Annotated in this window: 21 protein-coding genes; 13 read left to right on the top strand and 8 right to left on the bottom strand. The window is 65.3% G+C overall.

Going from position 1 to position 21,739, the window contains the following annotated elements; all coding sequences use genetic code 11:
• Window positions 1-23: 23 nt before the first annotated feature.
• A complete protein-coding gene (gene yfcF / locus ACWFUC_RS03710; protein WP_489624142.1) occupies window positions 24-665 on the bottom strand; it encodes a glutathione transferase in 642 nt (213 codons plus the stop codon).
• Window positions 666-689: 24 nt separating this feature from the next.
• Complete coding sequence (gene dapA, locus ACWFUC_RS03705) at window positions 690-1,577, bottom strand: 4-hydroxy-tetrahydrodipicolinate synthase (RefSeq protein ID WP_489624141.1); 888 nt, start codon at window positions 1,575-1,577, stop codon at window positions 690-692.
• A gap of 357 nt (window positions 1,578-1,934) precedes the next feature.
• Here dapA and ACWFUC_RS03700 point away from each other — a divergent pair, with 357 nt between their 5' ends.
• Both ACWFUC_RS03700 and ACWFUC_RS03695 read left to right on the top strand, forming a co-directional pair.
• Entirely contained in the window at window positions 1,935-2,414 is a 480-nt protein-coding gene (locus ACWFUC_RS03700) for a DUF2384 domain-containing protein (RefSeq protein WP_489624140.1), read from the top strand.
• Complete coding sequence (locus ACWFUC_RS03695; protein ID WP_259433654.1) at window positions 2,411-2,926, top strand: RES family NAD+ phosphorylase; 516 nt, start codon at window positions 2,411-2,413, stop codon at window positions 2,924-2,926. The genes ACWFUC_RS03700 and ACWFUC_RS03695 overlap by 4 nt, the downstream gene beginning before the upstream one ends.
• Before the next feature lie 28 nt (window positions 2,927-2,954).
• Here the strand turns inward: ACWFUC_RS03695 and ACWFUC_RS03690 are convergent, their stop codons facing one another.
• The gene (locus ACWFUC_RS03690) at window positions 2,955-3,689 is read right to left on the bottom strand and encodes a GntR family transcriptional regulator (protein ID WP_034331745.1); all 735 of its coding nucleotides are present in this window, start codon (window positions 3,687-3,689) and stop codon (window positions 2,955-2,957) included.
• A gap of 367 nt (window positions 3,690-4,056) precedes the next feature.
• Between ACWFUC_RS03690 and ACWFUC_RS03685 the strand changes: the two genes are divergently transcribed.
• On the top strand, window positions 4,057-5,298 hold the full coding sequence (locus tag ACWFUC_RS03685; RefSeq protein ID WP_034331744.1) for an MFS transporter: 1,242 nt from the start codon (window positions 4,057-4,059) through the stop codon (window positions 5,296-5,298).
• Window positions 5,295-6,131: an amidohydrolase family protein gene (locus ACWFUC_RS03680; RefSeq protein ID WP_489624139.1), complete on the top strand. Its 837-nt coding sequence runs from the start codon at window positions 5,295-5,297 to the stop codon at window positions 6,129-6,131. Before ACWFUC_RS03685 ends, ACWFUC_RS03680 begins: the two co-directional genes overlap by 4 nt.
• Before the next feature lie 122 nt (window positions 6,132-6,253).
• Here the strand turns inward: ACWFUC_RS03680 and ACWFUC_RS03675 are convergent, their stop codons facing one another.
• The gene (locus ACWFUC_RS03675; protein WP_034331743.1) at window positions 6,254-6,892 is read right to left on the bottom strand and encodes a cysteine hydrolase family protein; all 639 of its coding nucleotides are present in this window, start codon (window positions 6,890-6,892) and stop codon (window positions 6,254-6,256) included.
• A 187-nt stretch (window positions 6,893-7,079) separates the two neighbouring features.
• The gene (locus ACWFUC_RS03670; protein WP_489637446.1) at window positions 7,080-7,649 is read right to left on the bottom strand and encodes a hypothetical protein; all 570 of its coding nucleotides are present in this window, start codon (window positions 7,647-7,649) and stop codon (window positions 7,080-7,082) included.
• A 95-nt stretch (window positions 7,650-7,744) separates the two neighbouring features.
• Between ACWFUC_RS03670 and ACWFUC_RS03665 the strand changes: the two genes are divergently transcribed.
• Together ACWFUC_RS03665 and ACWFUC_RS03660 are read left to right on the top strand one after the other, a co-directional pair.
• Window positions 7,745-8,794, top strand: a complete 1,050-nt coding sequence (locus ACWFUC_RS03665) for a phosphoethanolamine transferase (protein WP_489637445.1) — start codon at window positions 7,745-7,747, stop codon at window positions 8,792-8,794.
• Window positions 8,795-8,913: 119 nt separating this feature from the next.
• Window positions 8,914-10,200 carry an NAD(P)/FAD-dependent oxidoreductase gene (locus ACWFUC_RS03660; RefSeq protein WP_489624137.1) on the top strand — a complete coding sequence of 429 codons (1,287 nt, stop codon included), beginning with the start codon at window positions 8,914-8,916 and terminating at the stop codon, window positions 10,198-10,200.
• A gap of 9 nt (window positions 10,201-10,209) precedes the next feature.
• Here the strand turns inward: ACWFUC_RS03660 and ACWFUC_RS03655 are convergent, their stop codons facing one another.
• On the bottom strand, window positions 10,210-10,740 hold the full coding sequence (locus tag ACWFUC_RS03655) for a cysteine hydrolase family protein (protein WP_209569502.1): 531 nt from the start codon (window positions 10,738-10,740) through the stop codon (window positions 10,210-10,212).
• Window positions 10,741-10,907: 167 nt separating this feature from the next.
• Here ACWFUC_RS03655 and ACWFUC_RS03650 point away from each other — a divergent pair, with 167 nt between their 5' ends.
• Both ACWFUC_RS03650 and ACWFUC_RS03645 read left to right on the top strand, forming a co-directional pair.
• Window positions 10,908-11,087, top strand: coding sequence for a hypothetical protein (locus ACWFUC_RS03650; RefSeq protein WP_034331740.1), 180 nt, complete (start codon window positions 10,908-10,910; stop codon window positions 11,085-11,087).
• 90 nt (window positions 11,088-11,177) lie between these two features.
• Window positions 11,178-13,667, top strand: a complete 2,490-nt coding sequence (locus tag ACWFUC_RS03645) for a DEAD/DEAH box helicase (RefSeq protein WP_489637444.1) — start codon at window positions 11,178-11,180, stop codon at window positions 13,665-13,667.
• Between the two features lie 42 nt (window positions 13,668-13,709).
• Here the strand turns inward: ACWFUC_RS03645 and ACWFUC_RS03640 are convergent, their stop codons facing one another.
• Window positions 13,710-15,143, bottom strand: a complete 1,434-nt coding sequence (locus ACWFUC_RS03640; RefSeq protein ID WP_489624135.1) for an MFS transporter — start codon at window positions 15,141-15,143, stop codon at window positions 13,710-13,712.
• Between the two features lie 197 nt (window positions 15,144-15,340).
• Here ACWFUC_RS03640 and ACWFUC_RS03635 point away from each other — a divergent pair, with 197 nt between their 5' ends.
• Window positions 15,341-15,622 carry a hypothetical protein gene (locus ACWFUC_RS03635; RefSeq protein ID WP_121041139.1) on the top strand — a complete coding sequence of 94 codons (282 nt, stop codon included), beginning with the start codon at window positions 15,341-15,343 and terminating at the stop codon, window positions 15,620-15,622.
• Between the two features lie 47 nt (window positions 15,623-15,669).
• Here the strand turns inward: ACWFUC_RS03635 and ACWFUC_RS03630 are convergent, their stop codons facing one another.
• Window positions 15,670-17,532 carry a sigma 54-interacting transcriptional regulator gene (locus ACWFUC_RS03630; protein ID WP_489624134.1) on the bottom strand — a complete coding sequence of 621 codons (1,863 nt, stop codon included), beginning with the start codon at window positions 17,530-17,532 and terminating at the stop codon, window positions 15,670-15,672.
• Window positions 17,533-17,825: 293 nt separating this feature from the next.
• On the opposite strand from ACWFUC_RS03630, the gene ACWFUC_RS03625 reads away from it, so the two are divergent.
• The 4 genes from ACWFUC_RS03625 to ACWFUC_RS03610 all read left to right on the top strand — a co-directional run bounded on the left by ACWFUC_RS03625 (window position 17,826) and on the right by ACWFUC_RS03610 (window position 21,582).
• Entirely contained in the window at window positions 17,826-19,295 is a 1,470-nt protein-coding gene (locus ACWFUC_RS03625) for a benzaldehyde dehydrogenase (RefSeq protein WP_489624133.1), read from the top strand.
• A 58-nt stretch (window positions 19,296-19,353) separates the two neighbouring features.
• Window positions 19,354-20,121 (top strand): coniferyl-alcohol dehydrogenase, encoded by a 768-nt coding sequence (locus tag ACWFUC_RS03620; RefSeq protein ID WP_489624132.1) that lies wholly within the window; start codon window positions 19,354-19,356, stop codon window positions 20,119-20,121.
• Window positions 20,122-20,170: 49 nt separating this feature from the next.
• A complete protein-coding gene (locus tag ACWFUC_RS03615; protein ID WP_489624131.1) occupies window positions 20,171-21,139 on the top strand; it encodes a SphA family protein in 969 nt (322 codons plus the stop codon).
• 158 nt (window positions 21,140-21,297) lie between these two features.
• Complete coding sequence (locus ACWFUC_RS03610; RefSeq protein ID WP_489624130.1) at window positions 21,298-21,582, top strand: hypothetical protein; 285 nt, start codon at window positions 21,298-21,300, stop codon at window positions 21,580-21,582.
• Window positions 21,583-21,739 lie beyond the last annotated feature (157 nt).

Raw genomic sequence — 21,739 nt, 5'->3', positions numbered from 1 at the left:
GGATCAGTGACGCCCGATATCGTTCATGCCGTCAGCGGCGGGCGCTGCAGGGCCACCCACTCCTGCACCGTGGACCGCTGCCATTGTGCCTTTGCATAGGCGGCCAGACGCGGTGGTACAGGATCGCCATGCAGGGCGAGACGATTGATCATTAGCGCCAGGTCAGTATCGGCGATGCTCCATTGGCCGAAGAGGTGGTCCGCTGCTTGCGGCAGCAGGGCTTCCGCGAAACGGAACAGCCGCTGTGCGGTGGCTTCTGCCTGGGCGGACAGGGGCGGCTTGCGGGCGGCATAGAAGAGCACTTGCGTATTGCGTTCTTCGCGGATGGGCATCAGGTCGCTGCGCAGCCAGGCTTGCACCTGGCGTGTGCGTGCGCGCGCGGCTGGATCGGAAGGATAGAGCGGGGTACCGTCGAAGACGTCTTCCAGATATTCCGTGATGGCCGAGGATTCGGACAGGGCCAGCTCGCCATGCTGCAGCGTCGGCACGCGCGCCGTCAGGGACAGCGCGGCATAGGCGGGATCATGATGGGCGGCGGCGTCGAGGTCGACGGTGTGCAGATCGAAGGGCAAGGCCTTTTCGCGCAGGGCGACGAAGACCGACATGGCATAGGGGCTGGCGTATTGGGCGTCGACGTGGAGTTGCAGGGGCAGGGCGGATGACATGGTGTTTCTCCTTGAAAGCAGGGTTCAGAAAGCAGACGACAGCAGCGCCTGCCGCTGCGTCATCAGACGCGCATGCAAGCCCGCGCTGACCGGTACGAAGGGCAGGCGGACTTCCGGTGCGCACCAGCCATCGGCGTGCAGCAGGGCCTTCAGCGGTGCCGGGCTGGGTTCGGCAAACAGATCGCGGATGACCGGCTGCAACGCGTCGGCAATGTCCCTTGCCTGGTGCCACTGGTTGTCGCGGATCAGTGCCTGCATCTGCACGTGCCAGTGCGGCATCACGTGGGCCGAGGCAGCGATGACGCCGTGCGCGCCCAGGCACAGCGCCATGAAATTCTGGGCGTCGTCGCCCGAGAGGATGCGCAGCGAGGTCTCGTTGACCAGGCGCTGCATGCGCTCCTGGCTGCCGCCGCATTCCTTGATGCCGACCACGCGCGGATCCTGCGCCAGTTGTTGCAGCGTCTGCAGCTCGACCTGGCAGCCGGTGCGATAGGGAATGTTGTAGACCAGCACAGGCAGGTCGGCGCTCTCCGTGACCGCTTCCAGATGGCGGCGGATACCGTCCTGGGATGGCCGCACGTAAAGCGGTGGCGTCACCAGCAGGCCATCGGGCCGCAGTCGCGACAGTACGCGTGCGCGCGCCACCGCATCGTGCGTGGACGCGGTCGACAACCCCATGACCAGCGGTAGCTGCGGGACTGCAGCGCGCAGGGTCGCCAGCAGGGCGTCCTGTTCACCTGGCTGCAGCAGGATGCCCTCGCCCGTGGTGGCCGCGACGACCAGCCCGCTGATGCCTTGTTCGGCCAGATGTTGCGCCAGCCGTGCCAGGGCAGGGTGGTCGATGCTGGCCGCGTCGCCCGCCAGGAACGGCGTGACGATGGGGACCCAGACTCCGGTAAAGCTTGTGTGCATGTGTACCTCATGAAGAACGGTTGAAGAAAGCCGTTCCGCCGGCAGTGCGCCGGGCGAGGTCTGAAAGAAGGGTGATGTTGCGATCCAGTCCCGCCAGGCGATCCGCCGGACGGGACGTGACATCCCCGTCAGCGGAGATGCCGTTTTTTGGTGTTCAGCCCGCGCAGGCAGACGCCAGCCGCCGGGAGGGCAGCGCGTGTCTGGATGAGGGATCGCTTCAGTTGCATGGTGTGGGAAGTGATGGGCTGAGCGACGATAGTAAACGAGATTGTCGGAAAAGTTCAAATACCGTGTGGCGTTTCTGCACCGTGCAGATTCACAATCGCCCTTTTCCTTGCTGGCAAAAGAGGTGGTGATATGAAAGGCGTGCAATCGAACCGCGATGTCGTCGTTGAGGGTGCAATAATGGGGCCTTTCTTATGCCCGGATGACGACATCATGAACGACGGCAGCGCGCAAGCCATCCCGGATTTCGGTCAGGATTTCCGCGCGCTCCTTAATTTTCTGTACGCGGGCAGTGATACAGAAACGCTTTCGCCAGAGCGCTTTGCTGCAGTGCTGCGTATCGATGCTGCCGCGCTCATGGCCTCATGCCGCTACCCGGCGCTGTCACATGGCAGCGAAGCCTACGCCATGCAAAGGCATTTGCATGAAGCCCTACGCGTCATTCGGCTCTGCAATGATCTCTTCGGCAATGTGGAAGCATCCCTGGCCTGGTTTCAACAGGCCGCGCTCCCGGTTTTCGGTGGCAATACGCCGCATCAGCTGGTGTCGGAAGATCGTACCGATGATCTCGTGCGTTATCTTTCTTCGCTGCAAGCCGGATTTTCGGGATGATCCTGACCAGTCTTGAGACGGTCGCTTATCGGGTCCATGTTCCTCGCTGGTCGTTTGATCCGGTCTCAGGTGCCGGCGCAGCGCGATTCGGCGGCAGGCTCAACCGGCCCGGCGTGCCGGCTTTGTACCTCTCGCTGGAGACGGCCACGGCACTGGCCGAATACCAGCAGTTGGCTCCACTGCTGCCGCCGGGTGTGATCGTGGCCTATCAGGTGAGGCTGGAGAAGGTGGTGGATTTCCGTGATGGCATCGGCCCGGGGTGGAGCCCGATCTGGCGGAGTTTCTATTGCGATTGGCGGCGCTTGCTTTTTCAGGACACCACTGAACCACCTTCGTGGGCGATAGGTGATGCAGCCATGACGTCAGGTGCCAGTGGCATCCTGTTTCGCTCGGCCCTTACCAGCGCCGGTTGCAATCTGGTGGTCTTCACGGAGAAGCTTGGACATGCCGATCAACTGAACGTGCATGATCCGCTGCGCACATTGCCAGCCGATCAGGCCTCCTGGCGGTAACGGTACCAGCGGCCTCGTCAAGAGCAGATCACCGAATCTCCGCGCTATACCTGAACTTGCTCCCCGCCCCGCGCGATTGTCGCCACTCCAGCGGCGCACCATCCGAGCCGAAGGCGATGCGTTCGATCACCACGACCGGCGTCTTTTCCTTGAGTCCCAGCAGCTTTGCCTGCGCCGCCGTCACCGTTTCCACGGTCAGGGTTTCGCGCGCCGAGGCGACGATGAGCCCGCATTCGCGCTCATACAGCGGATACAGCAGATCGCCGAAATCCTCCGGTGCCTTCCCCGCCAGCGCCTTGAAGCGCTGGGCACACAGGTAGATGTTCTCGGCCAGCACCGGTTGTCCATCCACCTTGCGCAGGCGCAGCAGTTCGATCACCCGGGCGTGCGTCTTCAGGTGCAAGGCCTCGGCCACCTGACGCGGTGCCTCGATGACCTTGCGGCTGACGATCACGCTGGTCGGCTGCAGCGGGCGGCCATCGGCCGATTCGAACCGGAAGAAGCGGAACAGCGAATTGTCGAAACGCGCCTTGCGCACGAAGGTGCCACGTCCGTGCGTGCGTTCCACCAGGCCTTCGCTCATCAGCGTCTCGACCGCGCGGCGCACCGTACCCACGGCCACCTGATAGGTCTGGCTCAATTCGGCTTCGGACGGGATGGCTTGTCCCGGTTGCCATTTCTGGGCGCGGATCTGCGCCGCGAGCTGGTCACGCAACTGGAGATAGAGCGGCAGGCGCGCATCGGCGGCGGTCTGGTCAAGCATGCTGAAACTTGCCTTGCAAAAGAGAAAGTGCTCAGTCTACCCGGGGCCGGGCCCGCCCACAATGACAGGGTGCATCGTACCGCACGCAGGTGGACGGCACTGCGCCGCCGTCCTTGTCCACCGATGATGCAACCCTGAGCGCCACAAGGTTTCATCGCTCGCCGCAGTGATCAGGATTCAGGAGGATTGTTGAGTCACCCCGGCTGTGTTATCTTCCGTTAACTCATATAGATGACTATATGAGTAGTCCACTAAATATATCAATCAGCTACGCGCCACCATCGTGCTTGCATCACGTTCCGGCACCGCCCTGGCGGCCGGACGGGGAAGCCCGAGGTAGCGCGCCTTCGGCATAGAGGAAGAGACAATGTTTTCATGGTATCGGCAGGTCACTGCCAAGGAACGCAAGACTTTCTGGGCCTGCTTCAGCGGGTGGGCACTGGATGCGCTGGACGTGCAGATGTTCAGCCTGGCCATCCCCGCGCTGATCGCGGCCTTCTCGCTCTCCAAGGCGGACGCCGGCATGATCAGCGGTGCCACGCTGGTGGCCTCGGCCATCGGCGGCTGGTTCGCCGGCGCCCTGTCGGACCGCTACGGGCGCGTCAAGACCCTGCAGATCACCATCATCTGGTTTTCCTTCTTCACTTTCCTGAGCGCCTTCGCCCAAAGCTATCCGCAGCTGCTGGTGCTCAAAGCCCTGCAGGGCTTCGGTTTCGGCGGTGAATGGGCGGCCGGTGCGGTGCTGATGGCCGAGACCATCCGCGCCGAACATCGCGGCCGCGCCATGGGTACCGTGCAGAGCGCCTGGGCCGTGGGCTGGGGCGGTGCGGTGCTGCTGTTCTCGGTGCTGTTCACGATGCTGCCGCAGGAAATGGCCTGGCGCGTGATGTTCGTCATCGGTCTGCTGCCCGCGTTGCTGGTGGTCTACGTGCGCCGTTCGGTGTCCGAGACCGATGCCTTCCTGGCCGGCCGCAAGGCTGCCACCAGCAAGCCTGCGGCCAGTACGCTGCTGGGCATCTTCCGTCCCGACGTGCTGCGCCTGACCCTCATCGGCAGTCTGCTCGGCGTGGGCGCACACGGTGGCTACTATGCGCTGATGACCTGGCTGCCGACTTATCTGAAAACCGAGAAGCACCTGTCGGTCCTGTCTACCGGCGGTTATCTGGCCGTCATCATCATCGCCTTCTGGTGTGGCTGCATCGCCAGTGCGCAATTGCTGGACCGCATCGGCCGCCGCCGCACCGTGGCGTCGTTCGCACTGTGCTGCGTGGCGACCGTGCTGTGCTACATCTTCCTGCCGCTGACCGATACCCAGATGCTGATCTGCGGCTTCCCGCTGGGCTTCTTCGCGGCCGGCATCCCGGCCAGTCTCGGCGCGCTCTTCAATGAGCTGTATCCGAGCGGCATTCGCGGCACCGGCGTGGGCTTCTGCTACAACTTCGGACGCGTGGCCTCGGCCGGCTTCCCGGTGCTGGTCGGGCACATGAGCGACTCCATGCCGCTGGGCCAGGCCATCGGCATCGATGCCGCCATCGCCTATTCGCTGGTGGTGATCGCCGTGCTGATGCTGCCCGAGACCAAGGGACGCCAGATGGAAACCGGCGCATGAGCAAGACCGCCACCGTGACCGCGCCCGCATTGCGCATCGATACCCACGCGCACGTTTTTGCGCGTGGCCTGCCGATGGCCGACGTGCGCCGTTACACGCCCGCTTACGACGTGACCGTCGAGGAGTACCTGGCGCAGCTGGATGCGCATGGCATGAGTCATGGCGTGCTGGTGCAACCGAGCTTCCTGGGCAGCGACAACGGCTACCTGTTGCAGGCCATCGCTCGCGCTCCGCAGCGCCTGCGCGGCATCGCCATGGTCGATGCCGATATCGACGACGCGCAATTGCAGGCCTTGCAGCAGGGCGGCGTGGTCGGCGTGCGCTTCAACCTGGTGGGCGGCGCGCCGCTGCCGGATTTCAGCGGCGCGTGGCGCGACACGCTCACGCGCATTGCGGCACTGGGCTGGCAGGTAGAGATTCATCGCGAGGCCGCAGATTTGCCACGGGTGCTGGAACCCTTGCTGGCACTGGGATTGAAGGTCGTGGTCGATCACTTCGGGCGGGTCGACGCGGCACTGGGCGTGGATGACCCGGGTTTCCGCTACCTGCTCTCCACCGGCCCTTCGCGCCAGGTGTGGGTGAAATTGTCGGCGCAGTATCGCAATGGCGGCAGCCAGGGCGGTGCCCGTTTCGCTGGCCAGGCCTGGCCACTGCTGCGCCAGCACTTCGGACCGGATCGCCTGCTGTGGGGCAGCGACTGGCCGCACACCCAGCATGAGAGCATGACCAGCTATGCCGACAGCTGGCGGCGTTTTGAAAGTCTGGTGAGTGACGAGGCCGATCGCCGTTGCATCACCGGCGAGACGGCGGCGCAACTGTTCCAGTTCGCCTGAGCCCGTGCCACGCGCACAGGAAAGCAGATAATCCCTCCGGGGATTGATGCATGGCCTGCATCAGATCCCCGCATTGATGCATTCGCTGCACTTGTTGCGCAGCGGATGATGTCACCTCCGCTTCACTCGATCCAGCTCAGCTGCGTCAGTTTGACGCGCTCACCGAGACGCGGCGCATTGACCAGGTGCCATGCCGTGTATTGCTCGGCATAGGCGGTGTCGGAGGCCATCAGGTCCACCGGCACCACCACGTCAAAACCACGGAAGGCTGCGCTGGCCGCCGTATGCAGCACCGCGCCGTGGGCCGCCGCACCGATGCAGATCACGGTCTTGATGCCTTTCTCGCGCAGCAACTTTTCCAGCTCGGTATTGATGAACTTGTCCGGGCCCGACTTGAACAGCGGCTCACCGCCCTGCATGGCCGCTTCGGGCCAGATGTCGGCCGGCGTGCTGTTGCCGCCCAGGGTATAGATCACAGGGACCTTCTTCTCGCGTGCCATGGCCAGCAGCCTGGCCACGCGCGGCAACATCGCCACGCAGCGCGGTCGGCTGTCCGGATGACAGGTCTGGCGCGCGATGTCGAGAACCAGCACGGCGGTGGTGGCCGGGTCGATGACTACGTGCGACAGTGCCGGCGCGGCGGGTGCCTTCACCGTCGACCATTCGTCATAGACGCCCTGGGCTGCCGCCGGGGCGGAGACTGCAAGGCTGGCCGACAGGCCGATGAGGGCGGCCAGGATGGCGTGAGAGAAGAGTCGCATGGTGTTCCTTTCAGAAGCAGGGGCCCGGGGAGTCGGTATTGTTGGTCATTTTCCAGCACGGTGCCATACTTCGCCTGCCGCGCGGAAACAAATTATCGCCGAGCTTGTCCTATCGTGCAGGCCGGACAGAGCGTCTGCGCCGCCGGAGACAAGCCGCCAGGGAAGCGGCGCTCCGGACAATATTTCTTCAGAACAAAATTTTGCCGGGCGGGGCGGCGGAAAGACAGCATTGGAAAAACTGGTCAAGCGACTTGGTTTGGGCCTCATCGGCCTGGTTTTCTTCTGGGCACTGGATCGCATCAGCGCCAACGAACTGGCCAAGAGCAGCGTGCTCATGGCCACCGCCTTGCCCGGCATCGCCGGCGTGTTTCTGGTCTTGCCGTGGATGCGCGAACGGCCACGCTGGTTCTCGCGCGCGACGCTGGTGATCATCGGCGTATTCTTCCTGGATGCCGCCATCAAGGGTTTCCTGCGCGACTATTTCGGCCTGCGCCCCAAATCCCATCCTGGTGCTGCAAGCCATCTTCAATACCAACCCGGCCGAGAGCAGCGAGTTCTTTCGCCACAATGGCCGCGACCTGGCCGAGGCGCTGGGCCTGCTGTTGCTGGCGTGGACCGGACTGTGGCTTGGCGAGCGCTGGCTGCGCCGGCGCGAGCAGGGACAGCCCGCCGCGCCCTGGCGCTGGCGCGGGCGGGCCGCCGTCGGCTGCTTGCTGGCGGTGTTCGTGGCCCTGCATTTCAATCCCACGATGGCCAAGGAAAAATCCGCTGCTGTTCTGGCCCATCCGTTATCTCGACTATCGCGAGCAACTGGCCCAGGCCGCCACCATGGAGGCGGATGTGGCGCGCAACATGGCGCATCGCTCCGACTGGCAGGTGCGCTATGCCGGACCGGAGCGCAACACCGTGGTGTGGATCATCGGCGAGAGTCTCAATCGCGCCAACATGTCGTTGTATGGCTATGAGCGCCATACCTCGCCGACGCTGGAAGCGATGCGCAAGGAGCTCATCGTGTTCCGCGACGTGGTCTCGTCGGAACCCGCCACCATGGCCTCGCTGATGAAGATGCTCACGCCGGCAGACCTCAACGATCCGCAGGCCTGGAACCGCAAGCCGGACGTGCTGATGCTGGCGCGCGAGGCCGGATTCCGGATTCACTGGCTGTCCAACCAGCCGCCCAACGATGGCTGGCTGGGCCTGGTCTCGCGCCGTGCCGACGAGCAGGTGTTCATCAACAAGGGGGCCGGGCGCGGCGAAAACAATTTCGACGGCAACCTGCTGCCGGCGCTGGACACTGCCTTGCACGACCCGTCCCCGAAGAAGCTGATCGTGGTGCACCTGCTGGGCGCGCATCCTACCTATGACATGCGCTACCCCAGCCAGTACGCCCGCTTCGATACCGTGCGCGATGGCGTGACCGAAAAGCTGGAGGACGCCGACCGCTCGGCGTGGATACGCCAGCTGCGCAATGAGTACGACAACGCCATGGCCTACAACGACTACGTGGTCGGCAGCATGCTGAAGCTCACCATGAACGCGGCACCGCAGGACCATGCCAGCCTGCTCTTCAGTTCCGACCATGCGCAGGAGGTGGGCCACACGCGCAATCACGCCGGCCAGTCGGTGAGCGACGCCACCGGCTATGAAATTCCGATGCTGGCATGGACCCGCTCCTTCACCAGCAAGAGCCCGGAGGACAAAGCCCGGCTCGAATACCGACCTTACCAGACCGACCAGCTGGAGCACACCGTCATGGGCCTGCTGGGCGTGCAGTCACGCTACTACGACGCGCGCCACGACATCCTCAGCGAGCAGTTCGGCAGCGGCAATTTCCATCAGCAGCGGCGCATCAATGGCCAGCCTTATCTGCCGCGCACGGTGACCTACAACCAGACTCCCTGATCGCGTTGGAGAAGCGTGATCCGTGATGGAGCCGAGCGAAGCCGCAGGACGCGCCATGCGCGATCCTGACGGACGCGCGCGGTTCTCGTATCATGCTGCTTTGCATCGCACATCCCGCCATGTCCACTTCCTCCGCCATAGCCTTTCCCCGCCATGCCGTGATCATCGGCACCGGTGCCGTCGGTCTCATGACTGCCATCCACGCGCTGGACCAGGGCTTGCAGGTGACCCTGCTGGATTTCAATCCGGCCGGCAGCGAGGAGGCGTCCAGCTATGGCAATGCCGGCTGGCTCTCCTCGCATTCGGTGATCCCGCCGGTGGAGCCGGGGATGTGGAAGAAAGTCCCCGGCTATCTGATGGATCCGCTCGGTCCCCTGTCGATCCGCTGGCGCTACCTGCCGCGCCTGACGCCCTGGCTGCTGCGCAACCTTGCCAGCGCGCGCCGTGATCGCATCCGCACCACCGCACGCGCCTTGCGCACGCTGGTGGCCGATGCCCGCCGCCTGCATCTGGAGGTGGCGCAGCGCGCCGGTGTGGCGCACCTGATCGATACCTCGGGCGTGCTGCACGTCTACCGTTCGCGCCAGCATTTCGACAATGATGCGTTCGGCTGGGGTGTGCGTCGCGAGCTGGGCATCCAGTGGCAGGAGGTGGAAGGCGCGGCACTGCGTGAACGCGAACCGGATCTGGATCCGGCCTTCGGCTTTGCGGTCCAGGTCGACGAGGCCGGTCATTGCCGCAATCCTGCGGCGTATCTGCAGGCCTTGCAGGCGCATGCCCTGGCACGCGGTGCAAGCCGCGTCGAGGGCCGGGCCACGGGTTTCCGCGTGGAGCAGGGACGCTTGAAGGCCGTGCTGACCGAACAGGGCGAGATCGCCTGCGATGCCGCCGTCATCTGCGCCGGTGCGCGCTCAAAGGCGCTGGCGGCTGCCGCTGGCGATCAGGTGCAGCTGGAGAGCGAGCGCGGCTATCACGCCGTCATTGGCGGGCACGACCAGGAGGCGCGAGCGCGCACGCCGATGATGGTGTCCGAATTCAAGGTCATCGCCACGCAGATGGAAACCGGCTTGCGCATCGCTGGCCAGGTCGAATTCGCCTCCTTCGAGGCGGCACCGGACTGGCGGCGCGGCGAGATCATGCGCGACATCGCCCTGAAACTCTTCCCCGGCCTGCCGCGCACGCTGCCAGCGGAGGACGTGAAATACTGGCTGGGCCGCCGCCCCAGCACGCCCGACGGCATGCCCTGCATCGGACCGGCCAGCGCCAGTGCCGACATCATCCATGCCTATGGCCACGGCCACATCGGCCTGGGTTGCTCGGCACGCACCGGACGCATCGCCGCGCAGTTGCTGGCGGGGGAGGTGCCGGAAATCGATCTGGCACCGTTCAGTCCGCAGCGCTTCTGAGGGCCTGCCTCAGAAAGCGATATCGGCGGCTGCCGCGATGGTGGTGCGCACGCCATACGCCCCCAGATTGGCCAGCGTGGCCTGATGATGGGCCACCACCTGATCCACCGGCAACACACCGTTCGGTGCGGTGGTGTGTGCCCCTGCCGCCAGCGTTACCGGAAAGCCCAGCGCCAGTGCGCGACGCACGGTGGATTCCACGCAGAACTCGGTCTGCATGCCGCAGATCACCAATCGTGTCACGCCACGTTCGCGCAGCTGCGATTCCAGTGACGTCTGGTGGAACGCATCCGATCCGCGCTTGCGCAGGTAGAGGTCATCGGCCTGATGATGCAGCCCGTCCGCAAGTTGCCATCCGGCACTGTCGTGCTGCAAGCTGCCGCTATCTTCGTGCTGCACGAAGATCACCGGCGCGCCTGCCGCACGTGCATGGGCCGAGAGCAGGTTGATGTTGGCGATTGTGGTGTCGCCGTTGTCGACGGCTTCAGGGCCGGTGCACAGGGCTTGCTGGACGTCGATGATGAGCAGGGCAGTGGTCATGGTGGCGAACGCCTTGAGAAGAATGCGCTAGGGTAACAGAGCCCCGGCCAAGCGGCCCCGCAAGGATATTGCCAGCCTGACACTGCGGCAATTTGTCCCATTTCATCGGCCCGGGGGCTTGGCTACAATGAAGGCTCCCGAGTTATTCCATTTTTGTACCTATTCCCATGACAGCCCTGTTTGACCGCGTCGAAGGCTTCCTGCGCAAGGCATCCGGACTGCACATCCTGCTGGCCCTGCTGCTGGTGTGCGGCCTGCTGTGCTGGGCCGTGTGGGTATGGGCTACCGGTGAAGGCCGCACGCCGTTCGGCATGCTGGACTTCTGCATCACGCCGCCGGCGAAGTAAGCCTCCCATCGCTGGCATGCGCTGAGCGCATGCGCATGACCCCAGCCAGTTTCCCCGCGTTCCTGCACACCCGGCCTGAAGCGCCCTACAATGGCCGCTTCCCCGTTTTTCATCGGCCGCATGCCTGCTTCGCATTCCTCCAGTGCATTCCACCCCCGCCTGACCCTGCAGACACTCACCCGTGGTGAGGGCTTGCTGGGCATGCGCGCGCACGGGCTGTTCGGGCCGCGTGGCGGCATGGTGACGGTGGCGCAGATCGACTGGGTCTATGGTGAGGGCGCGCAGCGCTGGAGTGTGCCGGCCCTTGTGGGTCACCCCGATGACGAAGCCGGTTACACGCCGGCGCATGTCACGCGCAACCACGCCGCCGAGGCCGCGGCACTGGAGAGCATTCGCGAGATGGGCCTGCTGCCCTTGCGTGAGGATGCCTTGCAATGGCGTGCCGAGAATCCCCTGCATGACGCCGGACCGCTCTGGACGCTGATGCTGGAAGACGCCTTCGGCGACTTCTGGGCCGACCAGGCCCCGCGTCTGCAGCAGCAGGGCTGGATCTTGCGCGTGCGTCCGGGGTTTGCGCATGAGAGTGTGCCGGTCACGGCGTGGCGCTTCATCGTCAGCAGCCAGACCGGTGAGCTCAGCGCGCGCGAGGTGGCCGCGCCCCTGCAGCCGCGCGCCTTCTCCAGCGAGATCTTCGACGGCCTCGACCCCAGTGGTCGCTGGCTGCTGGCTATGGGCATCGAGGTCGATGGCCAGACCCTAGATGTGGCACCGATGGTAGCCGACCTGTTGCGGCGCGACCCGCGCTGGGCCGATGCGCAACAGGTGGAGCGCATGGATCCGCATGCCGTGATCTCGCTGCGTGCACCGGGCGGCCGCCGCATCGATGCCATGGCCGGTCCGCTCAAGGCGGTGGTGCTGTCCTTGCTGGATCTGCTGGTGGACCTCAAGCGCAAGGACGGACCGCTCCAGCTCTCGCCCTGGGATGCCCATCGCCTGCACAGCCTGCAGGCCGATCTCCAGCTGCTGGAAGGCGGTGCGCCGTGGCACATGAGCGGCGCTGCCGGCGTGCTGCAACTGGCACAGCGGCTGCGTGCCGCCGGCAGCGTTCAACCGGTGGCACCCCCGGCAGGATTGGGCCTGACCTTGCGCGGTTACCAGCTGCAGGGTGTGGCCTGGATGCAGTACCTGCGCCAGCACGGCCTGGCCGGCATCCTGGCTGACGACATGGGCCTGGGCAAAACGGCGCAGGTGCTGGCGCATCTGCTCATCGAACGACAGGCCGGCCGGCTCGACCTGCCCGCGCTGGTGGTGGTGCCGACCTCGCTGCTGTTCAACTGGCAGCAGGAAGCGCAGCGCATCGCCCCGGCCCTGCGCGTGGAGGTGCTGCATGGCGAGGACCGCGCGCGCCATGTCAGCGCCATTGCGCAGGGACAGGCCGACCTGGTGCTGACCACCTATCCGCTGCTGTGGCGCGATCTCGACCTGCTGCTGTCGCTGCGCTTTCACCTGCTGGTGCTGGACGAGGCGCAGACCATCAAGAATGCCGCTGCCCGCAGCACTGCCGCTGCGCGCCGACTGCACGCACGTCATCGGCTTTGCATGACCGGCACGCCGCTGGAAAACCATCTCGGCGAATTGTGGAGCCAGTTCCATTTCCTCATGCCGGGCTTCCTCGGGGATGCGCGCAGCTTCGCGCGGCTCTGGCGCAAGCCCATCGAGCAACAGGGAGAAACCGTGCGCGCGCGCCTGCTGGCCCAGCGCGTGCGCCCCTTCATCCTGCGCCGGCGCAAACAGGATGTGCTGCAGGAGCTGCCGGCCCGCATCGAGATCATCGAACGCCTGCAACTGCAGGGCCGCCAGCGCGAGCTCTACGAGAGCGTGCGCATCGCCGCCGACAAGCAGGTCCGCCGCGCGCTGGAACGGCGCGGCCTGGGCAGCAGCCAGGTGTCGGTAATGGATGCGCTGCTCAAGTTGCGCCAGGTCTGCTGCGATCCCTACCTGCTGAAGCAGGGCCGCATGCCGCGTGGACTGGAGCGCGCCAAGATCGAGTGGCTGCGCGATACCTTGCCCGCGCTGGTGGAGGAGGGGCGGCGCATCCTGCTGTTCTCGCAATTCACCAGCATGTTGACCCTGATCGAAGCGGAACTGCAGGCGCTGCACCTGCCCTGCCTGATGCTCACCGGCGACACCGAACCAGCCGCCCGCAGCGGTGTGATCGCCCGCTTCCAGCAAGGTGAAGTGCCGCTGATGCTGGTGAGCCTGAAGGTGGGTGGCGTTGGCTTGAACCTGACGGCTGCCGATACCGTGGTGCTGGCCGATCCCTGGTGGAACCCGGCCGTGGAAGAGCAGGCCATTGCCCGCGCGCACCGGCTGGGGCAGACGCGCCAGGTATTCGTCTACAAGCTGGTCATCGAGGGGAGTATCGAAGAGCGCCTGCTCGAACTGCAAACGCGCAAGTCGGCGCTGGCCGAGGGCATGCTGGGCCGCGATGACACCGCCACCATCAAGTTCGGCGAAGAGGAATTGCAGGCTTTGCTGGCACCGCTGGGGGCGGGCATTGCGGAAAAAATCCTGTCATAAGCCTGGCTGATGACTGAACAGCATCGTCATCAGCTCAGGCATTCAGGATTTCCATTCCGCCACTTCTTCCAGCGTGCGCCGTTCCGCATCCACCGCAAAGCGCAGCGCGCACACCCCGGCCAGCAGCGCCAGGCATGCGCCCAGCGCATAGCCCGCTGCCACTGCATGGCGGTCACCGCTGGCGATGAGCCAGCCCAGCAGCACCGGCGCGATGAATCCGCCCACGCCGGTCCCGATGGCATAGAAAATCGAAATGGCCATGGCACGCATGCGCAGCGGGAATACCTCGCTGGCCGTCAGGTAGGCCGAGCTGGCCGCCGCCGAGGCCACGAAGAATACTGCGCTCCAGCACAGCGCCAGTGAACGCGCATCCAGCATCCCGGCATTGAAGGCCCAGGCCGTGGCGGCCAATCCTGCACCGGAGAGCAGGTAAGTGGCCGCAATCATGCGGCGACGGCCGATGCTGTCGAACAGATGGCCCAACAGCAGCGGCCCGAGCACATTGCCCAGCGCAAACGGGAAGATGTAGAGCGCCACGCGATGGTCCGGCACCTGGAAGAAGCGCGTGAGCACCAGCGAGTAGGTAAAGAAGATGGCGTTGTAGACAAAGGCCTGCGCCACCATCATCAGGGCCACCATCACGCTGCGCTGGCGATAGCGATGCAGCAGCACGTGGGCGATCTCGTGCCAGGGCAGCATGCCGCTGCCTGCTGTGCCACTTTGGGTCGATGCGCTCGCGGCGTGTTCCACGGCGGGCAGGGGGCCATGTTGCTGCTCGACCTCCGCTTCGATCCGGCGCACCACGTCTTCGGCTTCGGCGTGGCGGCCGTGCATGAGCAGCCAGCGCGGACTCTCCGGCACATGGCGCCGCACCAGCAGCACCGCCACCGCCAGCACGGCCCCGAGCAGGAAGCAGGCGCGCCAGCCCAGTGCCGCACCCATCACCTGCGGATCGAGGATCACCAGCGACAGCCCGGCACCCAGTGCCGCCCCGATCCAGAAACTGGCGTTGATGATGAGATTGACCCGTCCGCGCACGCGCGCGGGTACCAGCTCATCAATGGCGGAATTGATGGCCGCGTATTCGCCGCCGATGCCAAGGCCAGTCACGAAGCGGCACAGCGCCAGGAACAGGAAATCCTGCGCAAAGGCGGTGGCCAGTGTCGCCGCCATGTACAGCATCAGCGTGAGCATGAAGAGCCGCTTGCGTCCCAGCCGGTCGGTGAGGCGGCCGAAGACCAGCGCGCCCAGTACGGTACCGGCGATGTAGAGCGAGCCGGTCCAGCCGACCTGCGCCGCATCGAGCGCCAGCGTATCGCTGCGCTCCAGCACGCTGCCCAGCGAGCCGACCAGCGTGACTTCCAGCCCGTCCAGCACCCAGGCCACGCCCAAGGCGATGACCACGCGCCAATGCCAGCGTGACCACGGCAGGCGGTCGAGGCGGGCAGGGATGGTGGCGGATGGGGTGGCAATCATCGAGGGCTCCGTGTGCGAGACGAGGCGCACCGTGCAGCCTGCGCCTGAACGGCAGACCGCCCGCTGGCAGCGCGGGTTCCTGTGGATGAGCTGGGTGACGTGTGGCCGGGGGTGCCTCAGTCATTTCCTGATGGGCGTCAACCCATCCGCAAGCTACCATCGCCGTATTGCCATCAAACAACGAGGACGGGGAGGACATGGACTGGTTCGATACCATCATGCAGTACGCCATCTATGCCGCTCTGGCCATCTGTTCGGTCGGGCTGGTGGCGGCCATTGCATTGTTCATCGCGCTCGAACACCGCTGGCAGGACCGCGTGATGCAGGAGGTGGAAGATCTGTCCGCGCGCAGGCAATCCGAACATCTCGACAAGGACCTGCCCATCCATCCCTGGGAAGAACTGCGCAACCGCATCGGCGAGATGCAGATCGTGGCCGATGAGGCCGACCGTCCCAGTCCCTACAAGAATGTCGCCTGACGCTCTTCGTCTGGTCTCCTGCCTGCCAGGAGATGCCCGCACATTCCCTAACTTTCCCGCTTCTGCTGCCGGTACGCCAGCTGCGCCCGCGTGATGCCAAGCAGGCGTGCCGCCGCCGACAGGTTGCCACCGGCCCGTTCGATGGCCTCGGCGATCAGGGTCTGCTCCAGCGCGGGCAGGGAGAGCGCATCACCTTCCTCCTTGCGGCCGCCGCGCCATTGCTGCACCGTCTCCAGCAGGCTGCCTTCAGGCTGATGTGAAGCTTCCTTGCTGCGCTGGCCCTGGCGCCCGGCGAGCGTGCCGGTCTCGCCTTCCCCTTCGCCCTGCAGGGCCAGCGACAGCACCTCGTCATTGAGCGTCTCGCCGCTGATGAACATATGCGGCAAATCCAGCGGATGCCCCTGCGCCAGGATCACGCCGCGCTCGATCAGGTTCTGCAGTTCGCGGATGTTGCCGGGGAAGCTGTAGTTGAGCAGCGCCTGCACCGCACGCTGCGTGAACCCGCGTACCGCTATCCCGTGGCGTTGCCCGTAGAACTTGAGGAAGTGATTCATCAACAGCGGAATGTCGTCGCGCCGCTCGCGCAGCGGCGGCAGGTGGATCGGGAACACGTTGAGGCGGAAGAACAGGTCTTGCCGGAAGCGCCCCTCCCTTACCGCCACCGCCAGGTCCTCATTGGTCGCGGCCACCACCCGTACCTTGACCTTGAGCGGACGGGTCGAACCGACGCGCTCGAATTCACCCTCCTGCAGCACCCGCAGCAGCTTGCCTTGCGCCACCAGGCTCAAGGTCCCCACTTCATCAAGGAACAGCGTACCGCCGTCGGCCAGTTCGAAGCGGCCCGCGCGGGATTGCGTGGCCCCGGTATAGGCACCGCGTTCGACGCCAAACAGTTCGGTCTCGATCAGCGTCTCGGGAATGGCGGCGCAATTGATGGCCACGAAGGGCTGGCGTTCGCGGCGGCCGATCTGGTGCAGCATGCGTGCAAAGCGCTCCTTGCCCACGCCCGACTCGCCCGTGAAGAGCACCGTCGCATCCGTCGGTGCCACCCGGTTCAGCAGATGGCAGGCGGCGTTGAAGGCCGAGGAAGTGCCTACCAGCGCGCGCGTCAGATCAGCCTCCATGGCTTCCGCCGCCTCGGCGCTGAGCCCGCTGTGGCTGTTGGCGGCGGCTTCGCCATCGGTGGCCAGCATGCCGCTGCCGACGAAGTCCTGGGCATTGAGGTAGCGCAGGTCGTCTTCGGCATCGCTCCACAGTTCGGCCGACTTGCCGATCACGCGGCAATGCGGCGTGCCCATGGCGCGGCATTCCACTTCGCGGAAGATCACCAGATGTCCCAGCAGCGTGCTGACATAACCGATGGCATAGCCGATCTGCTGCCAGCACGAGGGCGCGGTGGCGACGCCGTAGGCGGCCAGGTGTTCATCGGCTTCGCTGGAGTTGTGCCACAGGAATTCGCCCTCGTAGCGGCCGCTGTCGGGGTCATAGCTGAAGCTGACCGGGATCACCTTCACCACCCCCTCCAGCGTATGCAGCCGAGTGCCGGCCATGAGGATGGTGGAGGGATCGGCCTCGGGCCAGCGTTCGCGCACCAGCTGCGCATCGCGCGCGCCGGAGATGTAGCCGGCGCGGGTCAGCAGGCCGCGCGCCTTGTCGATGCCGAGATTGTCGATCAGCTCGCGCCGCAGCGTCCCCATGCTGCGGCTGTGGATGAGCAGCATGCGCTGGTCATTGAGCCAGATGCGGCCGTCGCCGGGCGAGAAGAACAGGCATTCGCCCAGGTCCGACAGGGTCGGATGGGCATCCACGCTCCAGCGGTCGGTGCTGGCCGAACTCAGCTGCACCGGGGCGGCGGCGCTGCCCTGGCTGCGTACCATCTCGGCAAGGGAAATACGCTGGGATGGCGGCATGGGCGAACTCCTGGCGGAAAGGGACAAGCGGGACGGGCGCGGGCCCGGTTCATCAAATGATGAAATTCAGTGGGCTGATGGTTGGCGAATTTGCGCAAATGCGCAAGCTGCAGTGCGTCAAGAACGCCGCTCCATCGCAGCAAAAATCTCTCCCTGAAACCCGCTCTGGCCGTCCCCGTCGCGGATGGATGAGCTTGCTGCGAAGCCGCATGGGATGGCGCGCAGCGCGGTGGCACAGGCTTTGCAGAATGGCTGCCGATCCGGATTCACCGGCCATTACAAAGGAGACCTGCATGTCCGCCCCATCCACCCCCTTGCTCGATCCTGCCCGCTGGCAACGCCACCTGTTCCGTGGCCGCTGGGAAGAAACCGCACACGGCACCACCGTCATCGAACCGGCCACCGGCGCACCGTTGACCGAGGTCGGACTGGCCGGCGCGGATGACGTGGCCATCTCCGTCCAGGCCGCCGTGGCCGCTCAGGCCGAATGGGTGGCGGTGCCGCCGCGTGAGCGTGCCGAGATCTTCCGTCGCGCGGGCAACCTGTTCCAGCAGCACTTCGATGAGCTCGCGCGCATGGTGGCGCGCGAGACCGGCGGCGTGCTCTTCAAGGGCGAACATGAGGTGCGCGAAGCGATCACCCTGTGCCACCTCGCGGCCGGCATGCCGCTGCAGGCGCAGGGACAGTTGCTGCCCAGCGCGCCGGGTCGCCTGAGCATCGCCAGACGTGCGCCACTGGGCGTGATCGGGGTGATCTCGCCTTTCAATTTCCCGCTGATCCTGACCTTGCGCACGGTGGCGCCGGCGCTGGCGGCTGGCAATGCGGTGGTGGTCAAGCCGGATGTGCGCACGCCCGTGTCCGGTGGCTTCATGCTGGCGCGCATCTTTGAGGAAGCGGGTTTGCCGGCCGGTCTGCTGCACGTGCTGCCCGGTGGCGCGGAGGCCGGCGAGGCGCTGGTGACGGCACCGCAGGTGCCGATGATCGCTTTCACCGGTTCGCCCGCCGTGGGCCGCCGCATCGGCGAGCTGGCCGGACGCCATCTCAAGAAGGTCTCGCTGGAACTGGGCGGGGCCAATGCGCTGGTGATCCTCGACGATGCCGACCTCGACGTCGCCGCCAGCAACGCGGCCTGGGGCGCGTGGCTGCATCAGGGGCAGATCTGCATGGCAGCCAATCGCATCCTGGTCCATGCCTCGCAGGCAGCGGGTCTGCTGGAGCGCCTGGTGGACAAGGCGCGTCACCTGCCCGTGGGCGATGGGGCCAGCGGCCAGGTGGCGCTGGGCCCGCTGATCGATGCGCGCCAGCTGCAGCGCGTGCACGGGCTGGTGCAGGACAGCGTGGCGGCCGGCGCACGCTTGCTGGCTGGAGGTTCCTATGAAGGTTTGTTCTATCAGCCGACGGTGCTGTCCGGCGTGCGGCCCGGCATGCGCGTATTTGATGAAGAAATCTTTGGTCCGGTGGCCAGCGTCATCACGGTGGATTCCGAGGAAGAAGCCATCACCCTGGCCAACCAGAACCAGGGCGGACTGGCCGCCGGCGTGATCTCCGGTTCGCTGGCCCGCGCCATGCGGGTGGCGGGACGGTTGCGCCAAGGCATGGTCCACGTCAATGACCAGACCGTCAATGACGAATGCGTGAACCCCTTCGGTGGTCCCGGCATCGCCGGCAACGGCACCAGCGTGGGCGGGCCGGCCGACTGGGAAGAGTACACGCAATGGAAGTGGATCACCGTCAAGGAGCAGGCCACGCCGTATCCCTTCTGACTCCGTCGCATGCGTGCCGCTGTAAAAAAACCAAACGATATTATTCAAGGAGACCAGCATGACACTGCAAGACAAGACCATCGTCGTTACCGGCGTTTCTTCCGGCATCGGTGCCGAGACCGCCCGGCTGCTGCGGGTCCAGGGGGCCCGCGTGATCGGGGTGGATCGCAATGCACCGATCATCAGCGTGGAGGGTTTCGTGCAGGCCGATCTCTCCACCGCCGATGCCATCCATGACGCCGCCGCGCAATTGCCCGAGAAGATCGATGGCCTGTGCAATATCGCCGGTGTGCCCGGCACGGTCCCGGCGGACTTGGTTGCACGCGTGAACTATCTCGGCTTGCGCCATCTCACCGAGCTGCTGATTCGCCGCATGCCGCCGGGCAGCGCCATCGTCAACGTGGCTTCCATCCTCGGTGCCGAATGGCCGCAGCGGCTGGACCAGCACAAGGCGCTGGCGCAGACCGCCGGCTTCGCGGCGGGGGCCGAGTGGCTGGCGCAGCATCCGGTGCCGCAGGAGCGCTGCTACCAGTATTTCAAGGAAGCGCTCATCGTCTGGAGCATGGCCCAGGCCCAGCCCTGGTTCCTGAAGCATTCGGTCCGCATGAACAGCGTTGCGCCGGGCCCGGTGCTCACGCCCATCCTGGGCGATTTCGTGACCATGCTCGGGCAGGACCGCGTGCAGAAGGATGCCCATCGCATGAAGCGTCCGGCCTATCCGGACGAGATCGCTGCAGCCATCGTCTGGCTGTGCGATGACGGCAGCCGCTGGATCAATGGCGTGAACCTGCCGGTCGATGGCGGACTGGCCTCGACCTATCTCTGAATCCGACGCACGGCAAGCGACCCATTCGATAACAATACAAGGAGACACCATGAGAGAGCACCGACAGCCCGCCCGCCGGCGCGCGGCGCGGCTGGCACTGAGCCTGAGCCTGCTGCCCGCGCTGGCCAGCGCCTACGACCAGCCCGCCGTCAACATGGGCGGGACCAGTTTCTTCGACGGCGCACCGCTGCCCGGCGGTCCCGGCTTTTACTTCGTCGAATACCTCACCTACACCAAGGCCACCAAACTGGTGGACAACAACGGCAACCGGCTGGGCTTTCCTGCCACCCAGGACATCAGCGTGTTCGCCCCCATCAGCCAGTTCATCTACGTGCCACCGGGGGCCAAATTCGGCAACAAGCAACTGGGCTTCCAGGTGCTGGTGCCGTGGGTGGCCAATGCCAAGGTGGACGATGGTGCCAACAATGCCATCCTTCGCGGCAATACCGGCATTGGCGACATCAGCGCCGGCGTGTCTGTGCAGTACGATCCCGTCATGGGGGCGCAAGGGCCGCTTTATTCGCAGCGGTTCGAGCTGCAGTTCATCCTGCCGACCGGGGCCTATGACCGCAATGCCACCGTCAATCCGGGGAGCAATACCTGGTCCTTCGATCCCTATTGGGCCGGTACGCTGTGGGCCAGCCAGAACCTGAGTTTCAGCTGGCGTCTGCACTATCTCTGGAATGCCCGCAACAACTCGCCCAATGCGGCTTTCGGCAACAACGTCAGCTCCACGCAGGCGGGGCAGGCGGTGCATGCCAACTTCTCGGCCGAGTACGTGCTCAATCCGGCGCTGACCATCGGCGCGGCCGGCTACTGGCTGCAGCAGATCACCGATACCAAGGTCAACGGCAGCGATGTGGGCGGGCGGCGCGAGCGCGTGGTCGGACTCGGTCCAGCGGCGATGGTGAGGTTGTCCGAGCGCGACCTGCTGTTCTTCAACGTGTACCAGGAATTCGCCGTGCGCAACCGGGCCGAGAACAGCAAGCTCCAGATCCGCTACGACCATCACTTCTGATCCGGGCGCATTCGGCGCTGTCGTCAGCTGCGGCTCTGCCTGCTTTCCTACAGCAGGCAGAGCCGTTGTCCGCTTAACCGCCCGGTCCTCCGGCGTGATACTGCTCCCCGACAATGAAGGCAGCCAACGTGCCCGCCACAAGATGGGAGAACCGAATCATGCCAGCTACCGACCAATCCAGAACCGGCCAGCCTGCCCGCCAGCTTGAGCAAACTGAAGATCCGATGCGCAAGCGCTTGCGTAAAACGCTCGCGGGTGGACGTTTGCCACCGGTGGTCCGTCCGCCGCGCCAGCTGCAGCCTGCGCTGCAGATGTCCTCGCAGACCTGCGCGCCCGAGGTGCGCGTGCGTGCCGAGACCGGCCCTGCGCGTCCGGTAGCAAAGCAGGTCCAGCACGAGGAATACACCCAGCCCCTGCGCGCGAATCAGCGCCAGTGGACCTGATGGCGCGGCTTTGTATCACTTTCGGACTATCGGCTCGATAGGCAATGGCGATTGTTCCAGAACCCGGAACACTCAATTCTTTCCAGCGTGGTTTTTCTCCTGAGCGCTCTTCCGTAGACTTCAGTCCATCGATGAACGACATCGCAACGCAAGAAAC

The sequence above is a fragment of the Herbaspirillum sp. Her4 genome (assembly GCF_057961335.1).
This window is presented reverse-complemented; position numbering and strand designations above follow the sequence as displayed.

Coding starts and splice junctions, on each gene's coding strand:
- ACWFUC_RS03630 (WP_489624134.1), bottom strand. CDS start 17,532: ATGCCGCCATCCCAGCGTATTTCCCTTGCCGAGATGGTACGCAGCCAG.
- ACWFUC_RS03695 (WP_259433654.1), top strand. CDS start 2,411: ATGATCCTGACCAGTCTTGAGACGGTCGCTTATCGGGTCCATGTTCCT.
- ACWFUC_RS03675 (WP_034331743.1), bottom strand. CDS start 6,892: ATGCGACTCTTCTCTCACGCCATCCTGGCCGCCCTCATCGGCCTGTCG.
- ACWFUC_RS03655 (WP_209569502.1), bottom strand. CDS start 10,740: ATGACCACTGCCCTGCTCATCATCGACGTCCAGCAAGCCCTGTGCACC.
- yfcF (WP_489624142.1), bottom strand. CDS start 665: ATGTCATCCGCCCTGCCCCTGCAACTCCACGTCGACGCCCAATACGCC.
- ACWFUC_RS03700 (WP_489624140.1), top strand. CDS start 1,935: ATGAAAGGCGTGCAATCGAACCGCGATGTCGTCGTTGAGGGTGCAATA.
- ACWFUC_RS03680 (WP_489624139.1), top strand. CDS start 5,295: ATGAGCAAGACCGCCACCGTGACCGCGCCCGCATTGCGCATCGATACC.
- ACWFUC_RS03665 (WP_489637445.1), top strand. CDS start 7,745: ATGGCGCATCGCTCCGACTGGCAGGTGCGCTATGCCGGACCGGAGCGC.
- ACWFUC_RS03645 (WP_489637444.1), top strand. CDS start 11,178: ATGGCCGCTTCCCCGTTTTTCATCGGCCGCATGCCTGCTTCGCATTCC.
- ACWFUC_RS03635 (WP_121041139.1), top strand. CDS start 15,341: ATGGACTGGTTCGATACCATCATGCAGTACGCCATCTATGCCGCTCTG.
- dapA (WP_489624141.1), bottom strand. CDS start 1,577: ATGCACACAAGCTTTACCGGAGTCTGGGTCCCCATCGTCACGCCGTTC.
- ACWFUC_RS03685 (WP_034331744.1), top strand. CDS start 4,057: ATGTTTTCATGGTATCGGCAGGTCACTGCCAAGGAACGCAAGACTTTC.
- ACWFUC_RS03640 (WP_489624135.1), bottom strand. CDS start 15,143: ATGATTGCCACCCCATCCGCCACCATCCCTGCCCGCCTCGACCGCCTG.
- ACWFUC_RS03610 (WP_489624130.1), top strand. CDS start 21,298: ATGCCAGCTACCGACCAATCCAGAACCGGCCAGCCTGCCCGCCAGCTT.
- ACWFUC_RS03625 (WP_489624133.1), top strand. CDS start 17,826: ATGTCCGCCCCATCCACCCCCTTGCTCGATCCTGCCCGCTGGCAACGC.
- ACWFUC_RS03660 (WP_489624137.1), top strand. CDS start 8,914: ATGTCCACTTCCTCCGCCATAGCCTTTCCCCGCCATGCCGTGATCATC.
- ACWFUC_RS03650 (WP_034331740.1), top strand. CDS start 10,908: ATGACAGCCCTGTTTGACCGCGTCGAAGGCTTCCTGCGCAAGGCATCC.
- ACWFUC_RS03615 (WP_489624131.1), top strand. CDS start 20,171: ATGAGAGAGCACCGACAGCCCGCCCGCCGGCGCGCGGCGCGGCTGGCA.
- ACWFUC_RS03620 (WP_489624132.1), top strand. CDS start 19,354: ATGACACTGCAAGACAAGACCATCGTCGTTACCGGCGTTTCTTCCGGC.
- ACWFUC_RS03690 (WP_034331745.1), bottom strand. CDS start 3,689: ATGCTTGACCAGACCGCCGCCGATGCGCGCCTGCCGCTCTATCTCCAG.